The sequence below is a fragment of the Arthrobacter sp. 2MCAF15 genome, assembly GCF_052115605.1.
GTDB lineage: Bacteria > Actinomycetota > Actinomycetes > Actinomycetales > Micrococcaceae > Arthrobacter.
The window spans coordinates 13,628-31,075 of the sequence record NZ_JBFRGZ010000030.1 but is presented as its reverse complement, the minus strand read 5'-3'; the positions used below and the strand labels follow the sequence as shown (position 1 = coordinate 31,075).

Genomic DNA, 17,448 nt, shown 5'->3' with positions numbered 1-17,448 from the left:
TTGATTCTTGTCGGACGTTCGGCACGCCGGAGACGGCGGAGGCACGTTAGTGGCTTCTTGCGCGTGTGAATCGCTTGCATAGCGGTGCTCGCAAGGATTCCCTGCGAGTTTCTAGTACTTTGCTGTATGGGTCGGTGAGCAAAATGCTCCGACCGCATCACATGGAACCCCCTTTGAGGAGCATTGATGGCATCGGGAACAGAAATTCAGCCCAAGCAACGATTTGGCCGCCTGATCGAACGGGCCGATGGCCGCGACTTCCCTTACTACGACGGTGAGCCGGTGGATGTGGCGGGGTGGAAATGGGGTCTGATCGTCCTCGCCTGTGTTGTCGGTTTCTCGGCACTTATCTTTTACCCGGCCACTAATGATCTCCAGTCACTCGTTCCAAGAATTCTCTTCCCGGCCATTCCCCTGACAGTGTTTATCGGCTTCACGGGGCGCTATTGGAAAGCACTCTTCAATAGGCTGACAGGCGTCGATTACCTGAACATGGTGGTCTTCTGGCTCTTGAACCTTGTCGTCACATCAGGCGTCGGCCTCATTGTTATGGCCCTCTTCGGCGCTAATGCCAACCCCGCAACCAACGGCCTCATTGACGGCGGCCCGCTCCAAATCGTCGCCTTCTACGCAGGAACCGGCATCCAGCTCTTCGGCGAGGAAATCTTCACGATCCTGCCCTTCCTTGCCGTCATGTACCTGCTCTTCACCAAGGCAAAGCTCTCCAGAAAGACCTCCGTGATCCTCGCGTGGCTGATCACCGCGGCCTGGTTCGGTGCAGCGCACCTGCCCACCTATGGCTGGAACTTCGCTCAGGCCTTCCTCGTCATCGGGGCCGCTCGGCTCGTACTGACCCTCGCGTACATGCGGACCAAGAACATCCTCGTGTCCACTGGAGCCCACGTGCTCAACGACTGGACCACGTTCACCATCGCCCTGGTCGCGGCAGGTGCAGCGGCCTAAGCTCGTTCATTAATTCTGGGTGGCTGATTCGAGGGGTTGCCGCGATTCCATAGCAACACGACGTCTGGCTGGGCCCCACCAGTCCCGAAAACACGCTTCTGGTGGCAAGTTCGATGTATGAGGCGGCCTTCGCCACCGCGTCGTCAATGTCCGGACCATCGTTGCTGCGTTGGGCGAAGTCCAGCAGCTGGGCAGCGGCAGCAATACCTCTGGACGCCAGCTCCTGAGGCGTGACAAGGATGCGGCCGGCAATCACGACGACGGGGATGTCCCGCCCTTTGGCGGCGTTCGCCAGCGCGACGGGCGCTTTGCCGGAGAGAGACTGGGCGTCCAGTGATCCTTCCCCGGTGATTACGACGTCGGCGGAGTCCAGCTGTTCCGCTAATCCCGTCAGCTCCGCCACGAGGTCAAAGCCGCTTTCCAGGGTGGCCTCCGTAAAGGCCAGGAACGATGCCGGGAAGCCGCCGGCCGCGCCGGCACCGGGAACGTTGACGTCCCGGATCGTCGTTTCCCGCAACACGGCAGCCCAGGTGCGGAGGCCGGCGTCCAGCAGCTCAACAGTGCCGGCGTCGGCCCCCTTCTGCGGGCCGAAGACGTGGGCCGCGCCGTCGCTCCCGAACAACGAATTGCGGACATCGACAGCAAGGCGCAGCCTCACGGTAGCCAGCCGAGGATCCAAACCGGAAGTGTCCACGGCGACGACGTCGGCCAGCGGACCTCCGCCCAGGGCAACCACGTTCCCGGCGGCGTCCAGAGGGCGCAGGCCCAGGGCACGCAGGGCGCCGCTGCCGCCGTCGGTCATGGCTGAGCCGCCCAGCCCAAGAATGATTTCCGTGGCGCCGGCGTCGAGTGCTTCCGCGATCAACTCGCCGCAACCATAGCTGTGGGCCCGGAGGGCGTTGTCAGGGGTCTGGGTAATGGCGGCCAGACCCGAGGCCTGCGCTGTTTCAATCACTGCGGTGGCACCACCGGCTGGTGTAGGTCGCAGCGCCCAGTACGCGCCGACCTCCTGCAGCAGGGGTCCGGCCACGGTGGTCTGCCGCGGCTCGTAGCCTGCGCGGACAGCTGCGTCGAGGGTGCACCCCAGCGGGCGCCTCCCCTGACAAGGCAGGCGCCCGCGGCGGTTGGGCCGGAGGTATCAGGCGGACGGGAGCACGAGCTTCGCGTAGCGGTCCTTCATGGTTGCCAGAACGGCGTCGCCGTCGGCGTCCCAGATGTCCTGGTTGAAGATTTCCACTTCGATGTCGCCGGTGTAGCCGGCGTCGCGGACCCAGGTACCGATGGTCGCGAAGTCGATGACGCCGTCGCCCATCATGCCCCGGGACAGCAGGGCGTCCGTTGCGATGGGAAGGTTGAAGTCGCACACCTGGTAGGAAGCAATCCTGCCCTCCAGGCCGGCCCGTTCGATCTGCGCCTTCAGTTCCGGATCCCACCAGACGTGGAAGGTGTCGACGGCGACGCCCACCGCCTTCGCGTCGTAGGGAGCCGCCAGGTCCAGGGCCTGACCCAGGGTGGAAATCAGGGCCCGGTCCGCGGCGTACATCGGGTGCAGGGGTTCGAGCACCAGCCGGATGCCGTTGTCCTCCGCGAACGGCACCAGGTCCTCAAGACGGTCAGCGACGCGCCGGCGGGCCGCCACGACGTCCTTCTCGCCGGGCGCCAGGCCGCCGACCACGAGGAACAGTTCCTGCGTGTCCAGGGCCACGGCCTCCAGTATGGCGGCCCTGTTGTCCGCCAGTGCTGCGGCCTGGCCGGCGGCGTCGGGCGCAGTGAGGAAGCCGCCGCGGCACAACGAGGACACTCGCAGGCCGGCGTCTCTGATCAGGGCCGCGGCTTTGTCGAGGCCGGTGTCGTGCACGACGTCCCGCCACGGGCCGATCGCCGGGATGCCGGCGCGGACGCAGCCGTCGACGGCCTCGGCCAGGGTCCACTTCTTGGTGGTGGCGCTGTTCAGTGACAATCGTTTAAAGTCGCTCATACTCCCACCCCGTTTATCCGCAGGAAATCCGACATCCGGAAGGCGGCCAGGGCTGGGTTGGTGATCAGTCCGGCCTGGTCTGCCAGTTCGAAGGTCTTCGCCAGGTGCACCACGGACCGGCCGGAGTGCAGGCCGCCCACCATCTGGAATCCGGGCTGCTTGCCGTTGAGCCAGGACAGGAACGCGATGCCGGTCTTGTAGTAGAAGGTCGGGGCGCTGAAGATGTGCTTGCCCAGTTCCCGCGTGGAGTCCAGGACGGCGCGTGCCTTGACAGGGTCGCCGGCGTCGTAGCTCTGCAGGGCTGCCGATGCTGCCGGGTAGATCGCGGCGAAGATGCCCAGCAGGGCATCCGAGTGATGCGTGCCGTCGCCGTCGATCAGTTCCGGGTAGTTGAAATCGTCGCCGGTGTAGAGGCGCACGCCCTGGGGCAGGGCGGCCCGCAGGGCCACTTCGTGTCCGGCGTCCAGGAGGGAGACCTTGACCCCGTCCACTTTGTCCGGATGTGCCCGGATGAGGGAGAGGAACGTCTCGGTGGCGGTGGAGACGTCCTCGGAGCCCCAGTACCCGGCCAGCGCCGGGTCGAACATGGTGCCCAGCCAGTGCAGGATGACCGGCCGGTCCACCTCCTGCAGCAGGGTCGAGTAGACCTGCAGGTAGTCATCCGGGCCGCCGGCCACCTTTGCCAGGGCCCGGGACGCCATCAGGATCACCTTCGGCCCCGCTTCGGTGACGACGGCGACCTGCTCGCGGTAGGCGTTCAGGACGGCCTCGATGCCGGCCGCGCCGGAGGGAATCGTGGCCAGGTCCAGCTGGTCGGTCCCGGCCCCGCAGGAGACGAGATCGCGCACCGACTTGCCGGCGGTCGCGGCAGCACCGGAGGCAACGACCGAAGCTGCTTCGACGCCGGTGCGTTTGATGAGCTGCTGGGTCGCGTCCCAGTCCAGGCCCATGCCCCGCTGGGCGGTATCCATGGCATCGGCCACGCCGAGGCCGTAGGACCAGAGCTCGTGCCGGTAGGCCAAGGTGGCATCCCAGTCCGGACGGGCCGGCGCGCCCGGCGTGTTGTCGGCGGTGACCTCGGGAATGACGTGGGCCGCGGCGTAGGCGCGCCGTGAAGTCAGCGGCGCCGTCGGCCTGGCCCAGCGGGGGGCTTCTGCCAGCTGGTACTTGCGGGTGCCGCCGTCGCTTGTGGGAAGAATGAGGGACGTCATCAGAGCGTGATCTCCGGGATATCGATGGTGCGGCGCTCATCGTTGGACTGCAGGCCCAGCTCGGCGAGCTGGACACCCCGGGCGGCGGACAGCAGCCCGAAGCGGTGTTCGCGGCCGGCGATGACGTCGCGGAGGAATTCTTCCCACTGCAGCTTGAATCCGTTGTCCAGCTCGGCGTTCGCGGGGACTTCCTGCCACTGGCTGCGGAAGGTTTCGGTGACCGGCAGGTCCGGGTTCCAGACCGGTTTGGGCGTGTGCGCGCGCTGCTGCGCAACGCACTTGTTCAACCCGGCGACGGCGGAGCCGTGGGTGCCGTCAATCTGGAACTCTACGAGCTCGTCACGGTAGACGCGGACCGCCCACGAAGAGTTGATCTGGCCAACGACCTGATCGCCGGCAGGCGTCTCGAGCTCGAAGATCCCGTAGGACGCGTCGTCAGAAGTGGCGGCGTATTCCTTGCCGGCCTCGTCCCAGCGGACGGGGATGTGGGTGGCGGTCTTGGCATTGACGCTCGTGACCTTGCCGATGATGCCTTCCAAGACGTAGTTCCAGTGGCAGAACATGTCCGTGGTCATGCCGCCGCCGTCTTCCTTGCGGTAGTTCCAGGACGGACGCTGGGCCGCCTGGACGTCGCCTTCGAACACCCAGTAGCCGAATTCGCCGCGGATCGAGAGGATGCGGCCGAAGAAGCCCTCATCCACCAGGCGGCGCAGCTTGACCAGGCCCGGCAGATACAGCTTGTCGTGGACGACGCCCGCCGTGACCCCGGAATCCTTGCCGATGCGGGCCAGCTCGATGGCCTCCTCCAGTGTCTCGGCGGTGGGCTTCTCGGTGAAGATGTGCTTGCCGGCGCGCATGGCCCTCTTGAGCGTCGCGGCTCGAAGGCTGGTCATGGATGCGTCAAAGACCACGTCGACGGTGGGATCGTTGATGACCGCGTCCAGGTCCGTGCTCCACTCGGAGACCTTGTGCAGCTCGGCGAGCTCCCGGATCTTTGCCTCGTTGCGGCCCACCAGGATCGGTTCAACCTGCACCCTAGTGCCGTCCGCCAGGGTGAACCCTCCGGCGTCGCGGATGGGAAGGATGGAGCGCAGCAAGTGCTGGCGGTAGCCCATCCGGCCGGTGATGCCATTCATTGCGATGCGGATCGTCTTTGCTTCAAATGCCATGTGTATCCTCCGAGAAGTGTGGGGGTTTCAGGATGGGAAAGCGCATTCCCATCCGCTCCAGTGTGCACTGCCGGCTTCAATCGGGCAAGCGCTATCCGGATTTTCAAGAAAACTGCCATAGGGTGGTCGGGACGCTCCACAAGAAAGGACAACCCGTGGCCGCAAGCACCCTGGCCGAAGTAGCCAAGCTGGCAGGAGTTTCCCTTGCCACGGCATCGAGAGTCCTCAATGGCTCCGCGAGGAAGCCTGGCGAAGGCATTGCCGAGCGGGTCCGGGCGGCCGCCGAGTCGCTCGGCTACGTGGCCAACGCCCAGGCCCAGGCCCTGGCCAGGGCCAGCACGGGACTGATCGGGCTGATCGTCCACGACATCGCGGACCCTTATTTCTCTGCCATCGCGCAGGGTGTCCAGGCAGCGGCCCGGCAGGAGCGCCGAATGGTGCTGCTTGCCACTACGGACGGCACGCCCGCCGCCGAGAAGGAAGCCGTGGTCGCCTTTGCCTCGCGCCGGGCCGAGTCGATCGTCATCGCCGGCTCGCGCTCTACGCGGGCCGAAGACGCCGGGGCCAATGCCGAACTCGCCGCGGAACTGGACCGCTACTGCCGCAACGGCGGGCGCGTGGGCGTCCTTGGCCTGCCGGTCCCCGGCGTGGTCGAGCCGGACGGGTACTTCATGGTTGCTGTCCCCAATGAACGGCTCGCCAGGGACCTGGCCCGGGAGTTGGCCCGGAACCACGAGGGTGCGTTCATGGTCGTCGGCGGCCCGGAGGGCCTGGCCACCTCGGATGAACGGATCCGGGGATTTCAGCGAGGATTGTCCGACGCCGGCCGGCCCGCCGCGGAGGTCATGCACGCGCCGTTCAACCGGAACGGTGGATTCGATRCCGGCGTCGTGATCGCCCGGAACATCAAGAAGGCGGCCGGGCATCCGCGGCTGTGCATTTTCGCGAGCAATGATGTTATGGCGATCGGAGTAGCGGCCGCGCTGCGCGAGCGCGGACTGAAGGTTCCACGCGATGCCGCCTTGGCCGGTTTCGACGACATCGAATGGCTGCGCGATTTCCGGCCGGCGCTGTCCACGGTGAGCCTGCCGCTGGAGGAGATTGGGCGGGTCGTGACCCTGGGGGCCATCTCCGACGAAGCCGGTCCGGCCGCCATTGCAGGCAGCGTGGAGCTTCGCCGGAGCACGGCCGGCGCCTAGCTGGCGTCGGCGGCGATCCTGCGAAGGAAGCCGGCGTCGCGGACGGCGTTGTCCGGAAGGTCCCCTTCGACGAATTCGAGCATCATGTCCATGTCCCGGCCGTGTTCCCGGACGACTTCGGACACGGCCTGCCACAAGCGCGTGCGGCCCTCCAGGGGGAGCCGCTCCGTCCCCGGCCACCAGGAGAAGCAGTGCACTGCGGCCACTCGCCCGATCACCTGGCGCAGCGAGGCCAGGGCGTCCCGCTCACTGAGCCCCTCAGTCGGCTGCCAGTAGGTGCCCACATTGGGCCTGTCCACCCGTTCGAGGAGCTCCAGTGTGCCCTCAACCGTGCTGGTCAGGGTGCCTCCATGGAATTCGAAGGCCAACTGCAGGCCGTATTCGGCGGCCAATGCGGCGATGCGCCGGGTGTCCGCCACCACCGCGTCCCATAGCTGCGGCGGGGCATCGTCCGGTTCGACCGTGCCTGCCCAGATGCGCAGGCGCGGTGCGCCCGCCCGGACGGCCAGCGCCACGGCGTGGTCGAAGTCGCCGAACGTGCCGGCCCGGTAATACGAGCCCAGCGAGAGGACCTTCAGGCTGGCAGCGTCGCAGGCCTGCCGGGCATGGTCCGCGGAGGCGGCGTCGACGACGTGGACGTCGGTGCCCCACTCGATCCCGGACAGGCCAGCCCCGGCGGCAACCGCGACCACCTCGTCGATGCCGTGGGAGCGAAGCGTCACCGAGCAGATGCCGGGCGTGAGCGTCGCCGCCTGCTTCATCGGGTCGGAGCCGGGGGAAGAGGCCATGAGATACTCGCAGTCTGGTCAGGAGATTGGTTCCTTTCCACGCTAGCTGGAATGCGCTTTCCGCGCAATCCAATTGCGCCCACGCCGTCCCGGCACCGGGCCGCCAGGCCTTTCCGTTCTGATCGATGCCCCCACGCGCGGCTCGAATGCGGGATGCGGGCGCAGCAGGGTAAGCGCTTTCCATCAGCCCAAAATCATGCGTATACTCAACGTTCATCATCACCGTGATGATGCGGCGCTCTTTCGAGAAGGCTGCTTGTCTGGCCGCCATGGACTTCCATGCCACGACCGCGCCGGAATTGGCCGGAGGCCCGTCATTCTGCAGCATCCGGGGGCAGCGGGGGGAGTCTGCCTCCAGGTTAGGAGATGTATTGAGGATCGTTGAAAGAACGGCCGCCGGGACGGTTCAAAGCCGCTTCATCGAGCAGGTGCCGGGCACGAATGCGCAGATGCGTGGTCCCGCTGTACTGGCTTTCGATGTCGGGGGGACCGATATGAAGGTCGGCGTCCTGCTTGGTCCGTCCATCGCTTCAGGGCCCGTGCCTGTGCTGGATCTGCGGCGGATACGGACGCCTCGGGACGCCGCACGGCCCGGAGACGCCGTGGTGGACCGGATTGTGGAACTGACTTGGCAATACCGCCGGACGCATCCTGACATTGAGGTGGCGGCCATCGGCGTGGGCGTGCCCGGGCTGGTGGACGGGAACGCCGGTATCGGCATTCTTTCGCTCAACCTGGGATGGTCGGACTATCCGTTTGTGCAGCGCTTGAGTGAACGGCTCGATGTGCCCGTGGCATTCGGTCATGACGCCGAGATGGCTGGCTGGGCCGAATTCCGGCTCGGCGCAGCACGAGGGTGCACCAATGCAATGGTCATGGTGATCGGGACTGGAGTTTCCGGGGCCATCTTTAGCGACGGCCGCCGCGTGGTAGGGGGCGGGCGCGCCGGAGAGCTGGGCCATGCCCTGGTTCCCGTGCCGGACGGTTCGCTGCAGCGGTTGGAATGCATAGGGGCGGCCGGGGCCATAGCCCGGCGCTACAACGAGGCCAGTGGCTCTGCCGCCGACGGCGCCCGAGGTGTACTGCGGATGGCCCAAAACGGGGACAGTGTAGCCCGGCGGATCTGGTCGGAGGCAGCGGACGCTATTGCCTTCAACATCGCCCAGTGCGTGGCCATCCTGGGCACGGAGAAAGTCGTGCTGGGCGGCGGCCTGGCGCAAGCGGGGGAAGCACTCTTTGACCCGGTTATCGCTCGCGTGGACAACCTGCTGACATTTCAACCCCGGCCGGGCATTGTCCCGGCGGAACTGGGTGAAAATGCTGGACTGATCGGCTCAGGACTGAAGGCCCGGGAGCTCCTGAACAGCGGACAGGCAACGCTGTGACCGGCATCAACACGAGACCATGCATCACTCTGTCGGCCAACATTGCCGCGGATCCCAGCCAATGACGATCCGATTCGAAATCAGAAGACCTAGCAGGAGAGCGATATGGAAATTGTTATTTGCCCCGATATTGGCGCCGTCGGCCAGGCCGCCGCAGACTCTTTCGAACGAGTCATCCAACGCAAGCCGGCGGCAGTCCTGGGCCTGGCGACCGGATCATCCCCGGTTCCGTTGTACGACGAGCTGGAGAGTCGGAGCCGCAACGGGCAGGTGAGCTTCCGCGACGTGCGCGCCTTCAGCCTGGATGAATACATCGGCTTGCCCGTAGGGCACCCCGAAACCTACAAGGAGGTGGTCAACAGGGAGTTCACCACTCGTATGGACATCGATCCTGCCAGGGTTCTCGGACCCAACGGGAACGCCCCCGATCTGAAGGTTGAAGCTGCGGACTTTGAGAGAGCGATCATCAACGCCGGCGGCATCGACGTCCAAGTCCTCGGCATCGGTTCGAACGGCCACATTGGCTTCAATGAGCCAGGGTCCTCGCTGGGGTCACGGACTCGAGTGAAAACTCTCCTTCCCACGACCCGGCGTGACAATGCGCGCTTTTTTAACGATCCGGACGACGTCCCTCACCACGTCATCACCCAAGGCATAGGCACCATCATGGAAGCCCGTCGCATTGTCCTCATGGCCACCGGGGAGCAGAAAGCCGAAGCCATCGCCCGGCTCGTGGAAGGGCCAATATCGGCCATGTGCCCCGGCTCCATCCTGCAATTGCACCCGAATGCGAGGGTCATCCTCGATGAGGCGGCCGCCTCGCAACTCGCACTGGCGGACTACTACCGGTACACCTACGAGAACAAACCGGTATGGCAGCGGCTCTGAAAGCGGGTAGTTCGCCACGTTCAGGCGAGCAAGCCTGACTGGCAGGGCCGTCAACCCTCCAACCTGAGGAGGAGGCCACTGCTTGCAGCAAAAGATAGGGGATGAGATGAAGTTCGGAAGATGCGTGATCCACTCGGCGTCCGTCGTCAGCGGCGGCACGATACTGGCTGATGGTTGGGTCAACTTCGACGGCGGCCGAATCACAGCCACCGGCTCGGGTGGCTCCTGGCGTGCTCTCGCCGGGCTGGAAAATGCCGAAGTGGTTGACGGCAGGGGCGAGTGGCTGACACCGGGGTTTATCGACATTCACTCTCACGGTGGAGGTAGCGCGTCCTTTGAGGACGGCCCTGATTCTATTGCCGCTGCTTTGGCAATGCACCGTCACCACGGGACTACCCGCTCTGTACTTTCACTCGTCACCGCAGGCCTCGAGCAGGTGAAGCAGCGCTTGGAAGCCATCGCCGATTTGGCGGCGGGGGATGAGACGATCCTGGGCAGTCATTTGGAAGGGCCCTTTCTTCATCCGCGGCATAAGGGCGCACACGACCCCTCGCTACTGCGCAGCCCCGATTCTGCCGCCGTGGAGGCGCTTCTTGAAGCGGGCCGGGGCACTATCTGCCAAATCACACTGGCACCGGAACTGCCAGGGGGAATCCATGCGGTGTCTTCGTTCGTGCAGGCGGGAACTGCGGTCGCTGTCGGGCATACCGATGCGGACTATGCCAAGGCCCGCGAAGCTTTCGATGCCGGTGCCAGCATTCTGACCCATGCTTTCAACGCAATGAAGGGACTACACCACAGGGAACCGGGCCCGGTGGGCGCCGCAATCGGGACGCCGCACGTGATGTTGGAAGTCGTCAACGACGGGGTCCATGTACATCCCGACGTGGTCCGAGTCGCCTTCGATGCCGCTCCTGGGCGGATTGCCCTTGTCACTGACGCAATGGCCGCTGCTGGTGCTGAGGACGGCGCCTACCGGCTTGGGTCGATGGCTGTAACGGTGAGCGGAGGAGTTGCGCGCCTGACCAATGGTGGTGCCATCGCGGGTTCAACCCTCACTTTGGACGCCGCGCTTCGCCGAGCTGTCCAGCAGCTCGGGATCGCTCTGCCCTCGGCGGTGCAGGCGTTGACTGAGACACCGGCCCGGGCGGTCGGCCGGTCTAGTGATCTGGGACGGTTGGAACCCGGGTTCGCGGCGGATGCGGTCCTCCTGGACGCCGGACTCGGCGTCAAGAAAGTGTGGGCTGCTGGCCACCGCGTTCGATAGAACAGCAGCTCCTCGACGGGTCAAACGGCCCCGGCACATCGTCATCGCCGTCGAGACGCAAATGGCCCTTCCGATTCCCGTCCCAACCCGTCAATTGCTGTTTCCAGCGCTCGCCGCGCCTCTTCCACGAGTGCCGCCGCCGGGAGCCGTGCCGCCGGGAGCCGTTCCGTCAGCAGTGGCCCGAGATGCCCGAGGACGGCGGCGGTTCCCCTCCCGAGTAGCCGCCCCGCAGCTTCATCGTCCGTTTCGGCTTCCTGTAGCAGGTAAGCCGCTGTCAGCGCCTCGATGGCCTTGCCTGCTTCCCACCTTCCCACGTAGGCAGATCCCCGGAAACCCGGGGATCTTCCTTCCTCAACTCACGCAGGCAGTGCTGTCACACTGTGGGGGCGATGTTCTGGTTCAACCGGAATAGATTGGTGGGATCGTATTCGTTCTTCAGTTCAACGAGCCGCCGGTAGGTGTCCGCCGGGTATGACGCCCGGACGAGCGCAGTATTCGCTTCACCTGTGAAATTCACGTACGCCGCCGTATCCGGACCGAGCGCGGACGTCACGCCCCGGGCCCATTCGACGACATCCGCGAAGCCCTCCGCCGTCGGCGTGCGCGCAATAACATTGACGATGAATTCCTGGTCCCGGAGTGCGAAGGCCGTTGCTTCGGCAGGAACCCGGCCTACCGCACCGCCAAGGTGGTGCAGGTGAATCTCCGTCATGGCGTTGGGGAATGCTGCAAACGAGTCCAGCAGCACGCGCATGGACGCGTCGTCGGCGCCGGGCAGAAATGCCGAGCGGAAATAGTTGTGCACACCCCGCGGGTACAGCGGATCGAGCGCCTGCTGCCACCCCGCGTACGGGTTGGCCGCGAAGACGTCCGCGATGACCGTGCCCAATGACCGGAAGGGCGCGGTGGCGGCCTCGCCGGCATCGAGATCTCCGGACCARCACCCTCCCACGGCGATGACCGGCTTGCCGTGCACCGATTCTGGCAGGAACGGGACCGGCGGCGCCGTGGTCATGTTGACTAGTGTGGTCAGCTCATCGGGGGCCGCCGCGCAGGCAGCCCGATAGCCGCTCAACACCTGCTCCGCCTCTTCTCCGGGGTAGAAAACCAGGCCGGACAGGACGACAGGCCCCACTTCGTGCAATTGATACTCGAAGGACGTCACCACACCGAAATTGCCGCCGCCGCCGCGCAGTCCCCAAAACAAATCGGGGTGCTCGTCCGCACTGGCGTGAACAAACTGCCCGTCAGCGGTGACGACGTCGGCGCCGACCAGGTTGTCGCTGGCCAGCCCGTGCTTGCGCACGAGCCAGCCGATGCCGCCGCCGGTGGTGAAGCCGGCGATGCCGGTCGAGGACACCAGGCCGCCGGTCACCGCAAGCCCGAATTGCTGGGTCTCTGCATCCACGTCCTTCCACGTACACCCTGCCTGTGCCGCCACGCGGCGGCGGGCACGGTCCACCTGGACCCCCTTCATCAGCGAAAGGTCCAGCACGATACCGTCGTCGACGGTGGAAAACCCGGGGATCGAATGGCCACCGCCGCGAACCGCCAACGGCAACCCCTCGCTGCGCGCGAGATCGACCGTGCGGGTCACATCTGCCACACCCGCACAGCGTGCGATGAGCGTCGGGCGGCGGTCGTGGGCCCCGTTCCAGATGCTGCGTTCGTGGTCGTAGTCCGCGTCCCCTGGCCGGACGACCGTGCCGCGCAGGCCCGCGGCGAACTCGGCGATGGTGGCCTCGCCGATGCGGGTCGGCCCAGTCTGCGTCGTTGTCACGATGCGTTCCTCCTGATTGCTGATTGTTTGTCAGATCCATTTGCCAGATCCAGGAGTAACGCTAGTGAACCGTCCTCAACGAGCACTCAACGCCGTCTCAACATCATCATCCGAGTCCCGCCTACGCAGTGCGGCCAGCCGCTGACCGGCGATGAGGCATCTCGTTCGGTCGAAAATCGCCCCAGCCTTGTCAATTTCGCGGGCCGCCCGATGTGGGTCGCCGAGCTCGTTGGATAGTTCTGCGACCATCAACCGTTGCCAGCCAGTGTGTCGCCGCCATGGGGCGACCCTTTCCGCTGCCTGCCTATACATTTCCCGCGCCGCCCGGACCTCCCCGGAGATCAGTTCGGCGGCCCCGAGAATGGTCAGCGTGGCGCCCATCCCCACCTGATCTCCCGCGGACTCGAACCCTGAGAGGCAAAGCCGAGCGTCTGTCAGGCCGCGGTCGATGTCACCACCCATGGCGCGGAGCAGGGCGATATTGATCTCGGTCAGCAGCTCGCCGCGCCGGTCGCCCAGGCCGAGCCGCAGCTCCCGCGCCAAGGACAGGGCCTCATCGGCCGCACTGTAGTCGCCACAGTCGCGCAGAATGCAGCCAAGTTGATGAAGTGTTTGCGCCCTAGCAAGGTCATCTCCTAACTCGGCGAAATGTTCGGCTGCATCCGTGATGACGGATATCGCCGACTGCGTGTCTCTCGAAAGCCTGGCCGCGTAGCCGATCGCGGACAGCACGTAGCCTTTGGCTTGGACAACGCCAACCCGCCGGCCCAACAGCAGGGTCTCCTCGACGCAGGGGACCAACCGTCTGGCGATCGGGACAAGTTGCAGGCTGGGCGTGATTACCGGCAGGAAGGGTGGAATGCTGGTGTCAGACTGCGAGAGTTCGCTCAGGCAGGTGCTTAGGTGACGGGCGGCGAGTGGTCCGTCCTCCCGTGACAACGCACACTGGCCGAGCAGCCAACTGCTGGCAGCGCAATGCTCGGGTCTGCCACCCTCGACTGCCTCGGTGTGCACGTCGGCTGCCAGCTGTTCGGCCTCTTCCAAGTCGAAAGTGCTCCAGGCGAGCGAGGTCTCAATGAGCCGGGCCATCACCACTTCGTCAGGGTTGCCGATCTCCCGCATAATTGCCAGGGCCTCCGCTCCGAGCGCTCGATGCCGATCTGCGCGGCCCTGCCGGCTGTCCAGCCCGGTCAGGCCGATTAGAGCGGCCGCGCGGGGTCGGGTCGAGTCGGGAGCCACCGCCAAGGCACGCTCGACCCAACGTGCTCCCTCGACGGCGTGACCGCGGACGAACCAGAACCGCCACAGGCTGGCGGCGAGCCGGAGCGCGGTCTCGGGCTCGTGGGCGCACGACCAGCGCAGCGCAGCGCGCAGGTTGTCGTGCTCGCGGTCGAGCACCTTCGGCTGTTCGATGACCACCCCGGTGGCCCGTTCGGGATTGTGGGATTCGGCGACGGCAAGGAAGTAGGCGCAATGCGCAGCCGCCAGTTGAGCCGCCTCACCTGCATGATCGAGGTTCTCGTGGCCAAACTGGCGGACCGTCTCCAATTGCCGGTATCGGGTCTCGGCGCCCCTCCTTTCGGTGACCACCAAAGACTTGTCCACCAACTTGGCCAACAGGTCGAGCAGTTCGATCTGCTGGAGGGGCGCGTCGGCGCACACTGCTGCCACGGCGTCGAGGGTGAAACCTCCCGCGAACACGGACAGCCGGCGCAGCAGAACCTGCTCCGGTTTGGTGAGCAGTTCGTGGCTCCATTCCAAGGTGCCACGCAGCGTCTGGTGCCGCGTGACACCGCTGGTCCCCCCGCCGAGCATGGACAAAGCATCGCCCAATCTCTGGACGATCTCGGCGGGTTCGAGGACCGCGGTTCTGGCCGCGGCCAATTCCAGGGCCAGCGGCATCCCGTCGAGCCGCCGGCACAACTCTGTCACCCCCTGCGCGTTGTCGGCGTCGAGCACGAAACCCGGCCGGACTTGCGCTGCCCGCTCAACGAAAAGCCGGACAGAGGGCAGACGGCCCAGCACGGCCAGGTCGAGACCGTCGGTCCGCAGGGGCGGAGGCAGGGGCAACGACGGCACCCGGTAGGTGTACTCCCCATCGGCATGGAGTGGCTCCCGGCTGGTGGCCAGCACTTTAACCCCAGGGGATCCGTCGAGTAGTGCGACGACGAGTTGCGCACAGGCCGCGAGCAGGTGTTCGCAGTTGTCCAGCACGAGGAGCAGCGAGCGTCGCCGCAGTTGGTCGACCAGCGCTTGCACGCGGTTTGGTGCCGCGCCGGAATCCAACCCGAGGACCTCAGCTACGGCATCGGCCACCAGCAGCGACTCCCCGACGGCCGCGAGGTCGACAAACCAGACTCCGTCCACGTACTCAGGACGAACTGTCTTCGCGGCCTCCAATGCCAGTCTGGTCTTGCCGCTGCCGCCAGCCCCGGTGAGGGTGAGCAGGCGTGCATGGCCCATCAGCCGCTCGACGTCAACGAGCTCACGCTCGCGCCCGATGAAGCTTGTCAACGGGGATGGCAGATAACCGATGGCATCGTCGTTGCCGGTCACGCCGGCGGGCTGGTGGAGGCGTTCCTCGGGCGGCGAGCCGGTCAACAACTCGCGAAACAGTCCGGTCGTCCGGGTGTCCGGGTCGGTCCCGAACGCGTCGAGGAGTTCGTCGACCAGCCGCTCATATCGTGCCAAAGCTTCCGACCGCCGGCCCATCCCAGCCAGCACCATCATCTGCGCGCGCACAGCCCCCTCGTGGATGGGATCGGATTCGAGCGCATGGGTGAGGATGACCAACGCTTCCTCCGGCGCGCGCTGCGCCACCGTGGACGCCAGTTTCACCAGTACTTCGCAGTGGACTTCCCGGAGCTCATCGCGGCGTGTCGTCAGCCAATCCGCATCCGGCAGCTCCGGCAAAAGGTCACCACTGTACAAGTCGGCCGCATCGCGCAGGCTTGCCTCGACACCTGCAGCCAACGCTGCCGCGGCAGAACGCTCGAACTGCAGGACATCGACATCGACCGGGCCAGTGTCATCCAGCAGCACCACTTCACCGCGGACGGCGAGGAGCCCGTCGCTGCCGGCTCCAGCGCTGGCGAGCGTACGTCGAGCGACGTACAGGGTCTGATGCAGATTCCGTGCGGCGGCCACCGGCTCCATGTCAGGCCACAGGCGGTCCAGTACCTGCTCGCGCCGGCCACGCTGACCACGCGCCAACGCCAGCATCGCCACCACGGCCTTTGCCTTGTGCAGCCGCCAGTGGCTGTTCTCGACGGCGTTCCCGTTGACATACACGGTGAACGAGCCGAGAAGCTGGATGCGCAACCCGCTTTGGGTAGGCTTCATGGTTCTTCAGTATCCGCTCGCCTACCGGCGTTGTCGAACAACGAAATTACCCACACGCCCGCTGCCCATGGCGCACTCTGTGAGCGGCCCACCACTGGCAAGCTAACCGCCAGAACCACAGCAGCCAATCGCCGACGACGACCGAATCCAGGCGCTGGCAAACGCTTTCGGCGTTTTTAGGCGCGAGACCTTCCGCGGATGAAGTGGAAGATCAGAACGACGACGGCAATAACCAAAAGCAGGTGAATGAGCCCCCCGCCGATGCCGCCGAGCAATCCGAGAAGCCAGAGAACGGCGATGATGATGGCTATCCAAAGCAACATGAGAGTCTCCTTGTGTGTCTGCGGATGGACGTGCTGATTTTGCGTCCCGGCCGGTCGGCAAATTATGGCGCACGGCGGGAATGACATGACGGTCAGAGCCGCGTTGAGTGACGGTACCGGCAAGTCTCCTCGTCGTATCTCCCGCTTTCATCAACGCTGATGCCGTATCCATTTCCCAGGATCCAGGTGGTGATTCCGGCCAAAGGCCCACGCAAGTATCGCGTGGTGCGGTTCACCCTATGTCAGGACCGGGTTCTTGGAAATGGAAAACAATAAGCGATTGTCAGGTAAAGGGCTTGAGGCACCCTCACCGAGAGGTCGGTCCCTTGCTCGGCTCGCGAAGCGGCTTGAACACTGACGAAGAATCGATGGCAGACATCGCCGCCAAGATCGCCGAGCTGGTCGACGTGTAGGACCTGTCCGGGCCCCGGTCCGAAGGCGGACCGGGGCCCGACGCTGGTTAGCGGCCTGCCAGCAGATCCTTCATTTCCTGGATTTCAGCTTCCTGAGCGGTCACGATCCCCTTGCTCAGCTGGATGGCTTCGAGGTTCTTGCCTTGGCTGCTTTCAGTCTTGGCCATCATCACCGCCCCCTCGTGATGGGCGATCATCTGGGTCAGGAACAGCTTGGCCGCTTCGGTGCCCTGGGCGGCGTCGAGCACCTTCAGGTCGTCATCGCCCATCATCCCGTCGCCCATGCCATGGCCGCCGGCCATCTGGGTGGGTTCATTCCAGGTCTTGAGCCACATCGTCATTTGCTCGATTTCGGGCGCCTGCGCGGCCTTGATCTTCGTGGCCAGCGCGGTGATCCGCGCATCCATGCCCTGCTTCTTGAGCATCATGTCGCTCATTTCCACGGCCTGGGTGTGGTGCGGGATCATCCCTTGGATGAACATGGTGTCGGCGGCATTGTGGTCCGCGGTTGCGGGGGCTGGGCTTGACGACATGCCCATGCCGCCGCTGCCCATGCCCGGCATGGCGCTGGTGGGTGTACTTCCGGTGTTGCCGGCGCAGCCGGCAAGGGCGAGGGCGGCGGCGATGCCCAGGGCAGAAATGGTCAGGGTCTTCTTCACGGTGTTAAGTCCTTCAATCATCAAATTGGCGTTGTTGCACGCCTGCGGATGACACGTCAGCGCTGCGGGAATACCGGGCGTGA

The 17,448-nt window shown here is 65.4% G+C and carries 13 protein-coding genes and 1 pseudogene; 5 read left to right on the top strand and 9 right to left on the bottom strand.

Annotated features, from left to right (window positions below; translation table 11 throughout):
* Nucleotides 1-186 precede the first annotated feature (186 nt).
* Nucleotides 187-963, top strand: coding sequence for a CPBP family intramembrane glutamic endopeptidase (locus AB4089_RS21745; RefSeq protein WP_441411349.1), 777 nt, complete (start codon nucleotides 187-189; stop codon nucleotides 961-963).
* A gap of 82 nt (nucleotides 964-1,045) precedes the next feature.
* Here the strand turns inward: AB4089_RS21745 and AB4089_RS21740 are convergent.
* The 4 genes and pseudogenes from AB4089_RS21740 to AB4089_RS21725 form a co-directional block, all read right to left on the bottom strand.
* Nucleotides 1,046-2,074: pseudogene (locus AB4089_RS21740) on the bottom strand (glycerate kinase); the annotation flags it as partial.
* 27 nt (nucleotides 2,075-2,101) lie between these two features.
* Nucleotides 2,102-2,941: a sugar phosphate isomerase/epimerase family protein gene (locus tag AB4089_RS21735; protein WP_441411348.1), complete on the bottom strand. Its 840-nt coding sequence runs from the start codon at nucleotides 2,939-2,941 to the stop codon at nucleotides 2,102-2,104.
* Nucleotides 2,938-4,152, bottom strand: coding sequence for a dihydrodipicolinate synthase family protein (locus tag AB4089_RS21730; RefSeq protein ID WP_441411347.1), 1,215 nt, complete (start codon nucleotides 4,150-4,152; stop codon nucleotides 2,938-2,940). Before AB4089_RS21730 ends, AB4089_RS21735 begins: the two co-directional genes overlap by 4 nt.
* Nucleotides 4,152-5,321 carry a Gfo/Idh/MocA family protein gene (locus AB4089_RS21725; RefSeq protein WP_441411346.1) on the bottom strand — a complete coding sequence of 390 codons (1,170 nt, stop codon included), beginning with the start codon at nucleotides 5,319-5,321 and terminating at the stop codon, nucleotides 4,152-4,154. The genes AB4089_RS21730 and AB4089_RS21725 overlap by 1 nt, the downstream gene beginning before the upstream one ends.
* A 155-nt stretch (nucleotides 5,322-5,476) precedes the next feature.
* Between AB4089_RS21725 and AB4089_RS21720 the strand changes: the two genes are divergently transcribed.
* Nucleotides 5,477-6,520, top strand: a complete 1,044-nt coding sequence (locus AB4089_RS21720; protein WP_441411345.1) for a LacI family DNA-binding transcriptional regulator — start codon at nucleotides 5,477-5,479, stop codon at nucleotides 6,518-6,520.
* Here the strand turns inward: AB4089_RS21720 and AB4089_RS21715 are convergent.
* Nucleotides 6,517-7,308, bottom strand: coding sequence for a sugar phosphate isomerase/epimerase family protein (locus AB4089_RS21715; RefSeq protein ID WP_441411344.1), 792 nt, complete (start codon nucleotides 7,306-7,308; stop codon nucleotides 6,517-6,519). The genes AB4089_RS21720 and AB4089_RS21715 overlap by 4 nt on opposite strands.
* 371 nt (nucleotides 7,309-7,679) lie before the next feature.
* On the opposite strand from AB4089_RS21715, the gene AB4089_RS21710 reads away from it, so the two are divergent.
* From AB4089_RS21710 to nagA, 3 genes are all read left to right on the top strand, one after another.
* Nucleotides 7,680-8,693 (top strand): ROK family protein, encoded by a 1,014-nt coding sequence (locus AB4089_RS21710; protein WP_441411343.1) that lies wholly within the window; start codon nucleotides 7,680-7,682, stop codon nucleotides 8,691-8,693.
* A gap of 105 nt (nucleotides 8,694-8,798) precedes the next feature.
* Nucleotides 8,799-9,581, top strand: a complete 783-nt coding sequence (nagB, locus tag AB4089_RS21705; protein WP_441411342.1) for a glucosamine-6-phosphate deaminase — start codon at nucleotides 8,799-8,801, stop codon at nucleotides 9,579-9,581.
* Nucleotides 9,582-9,687: 106 nt separating this feature from the next.
* Entirely contained in the window at nucleotides 9,688-10,848 is a 1,161-nt protein-coding gene (gene nagA, locus AB4089_RS21700; protein ID WP_441411374.1) for an N-acetylglucosamine-6-phosphate deacetylase, read from the top strand.
* A gap of 373 nt (nucleotides 10,849-11,221) precedes the next feature.
* On the opposite strand, the gene AB4089_RS21695 is transcribed toward nagA, so the two are convergent.
* The 4 genes from AB4089_RS21695 to AB4089_RS21680 form a co-directional block, all read right to left on the bottom strand.
* Nucleotides 11,222-12,628, bottom strand: coding sequence for an FAD-binding oxidoreductase (locus AB4089_RS21695; protein ID WP_441411341.1), 1,407 nt, complete (start codon nucleotides 12,626-12,628; stop codon nucleotides 11,222-11,224).
* Nucleotides 12,629-12,703: 75 nt separating this feature from the next.
* Nucleotides 12,704-15,970, bottom strand: a complete 3,267-nt coding sequence (locus AB4089_RS21690) for an ATP-binding protein (RefSeq protein ID WP_441411340.1) — start codon at nucleotides 15,968-15,970, stop codon at nucleotides 12,704-12,706.
* A 176-nt stretch (nucleotides 15,971-16,146) separates the two neighbouring features.
* A complete protein-coding gene (locus AB4089_RS21685; RefSeq protein WP_390202122.1) occupies nucleotides 16,147-16,293 on the bottom strand; it encodes a lmo0937 family membrane protein in 147 nt (48 codons plus the stop codon).
* Nucleotides 16,294-16,753: 460 nt separating this feature from the next.
* Nucleotides 16,754-17,386 (bottom strand): DUF305 domain-containing protein, encoded by a 633-nt coding sequence (locus AB4089_RS21680; RefSeq protein ID WP_441411339.1) that lies wholly within the window; start codon nucleotides 17,384-17,386, stop codon nucleotides 16,754-16,756.
* Nucleotides 17,387-17,448 lie beyond the last annotated feature (62 nt).

Coding starts and splice junctions, on each gene's coding strand:
- AB4089_RS21690 (WP_441411340.1), bottom strand. CDS start 15,970: ATGAAGCCTACCCAAAGCGGGTTGCGCATCCAGCTTCTCGGCTCGTTC.
- AB4089_RS21680 (WP_441411339.1), bottom strand. CDS start 17,386: ATGATTGAAGGACTTAACACCGTGAAGAAGACCCTGACCATTTCTGCC.
- AB4089_RS21725 (WP_441411346.1), bottom strand. CDS start 5,321: ATGGCATTTGAAGCAAAGACGATCCGCATCGCAATGAATGGCATCACC.
- nagB (WP_441411342.1), top strand. CDS start 8,799: ATGGAAATTGTTATTTGCCCCGATATTGGCGCCGTCGGCCAGGCCGCC.
- AB4089_RS21735 (WP_441411348.1), bottom strand. CDS start 2,941: ATGAGCGACTTTAAACGATTGTCACTGAACAGCGCCACCACCAAGAAG.
- AB4089_RS21685 (WP_390202122.1), bottom strand. CDS start 16,293: ATGTTGCTTTGGATAGCCATCATCATCGCCGTTCTCTGGCTTCTCGGA.
- AB4089_RS21715 (WP_441411344.1), bottom strand. CDS start 7,308: ATGGCCTCTTCCCCCGGCTCCGACCCGATGAAGCAGGCGGCGACGCTC.
- AB4089_RS21745 (WP_441411349.1), top strand. CDS start 187: ATGGCATCGGGAACAGAAATTCAGCCCAAGCAACGATTTGGCCGCCTG.
- nagA (WP_441411374.1), top strand. CDS start 9,688: ATGAAGTTCGGAAGATGCGTGATCCACTCGGCGTCCGTCGTCAGCGGC.
- AB4089_RS21730 (WP_441411347.1), bottom strand. CDS start 4,152: ATGACGTCCCTCATTCTTCCCACAAGCGACGGCGGCACCCGCAAGTAC.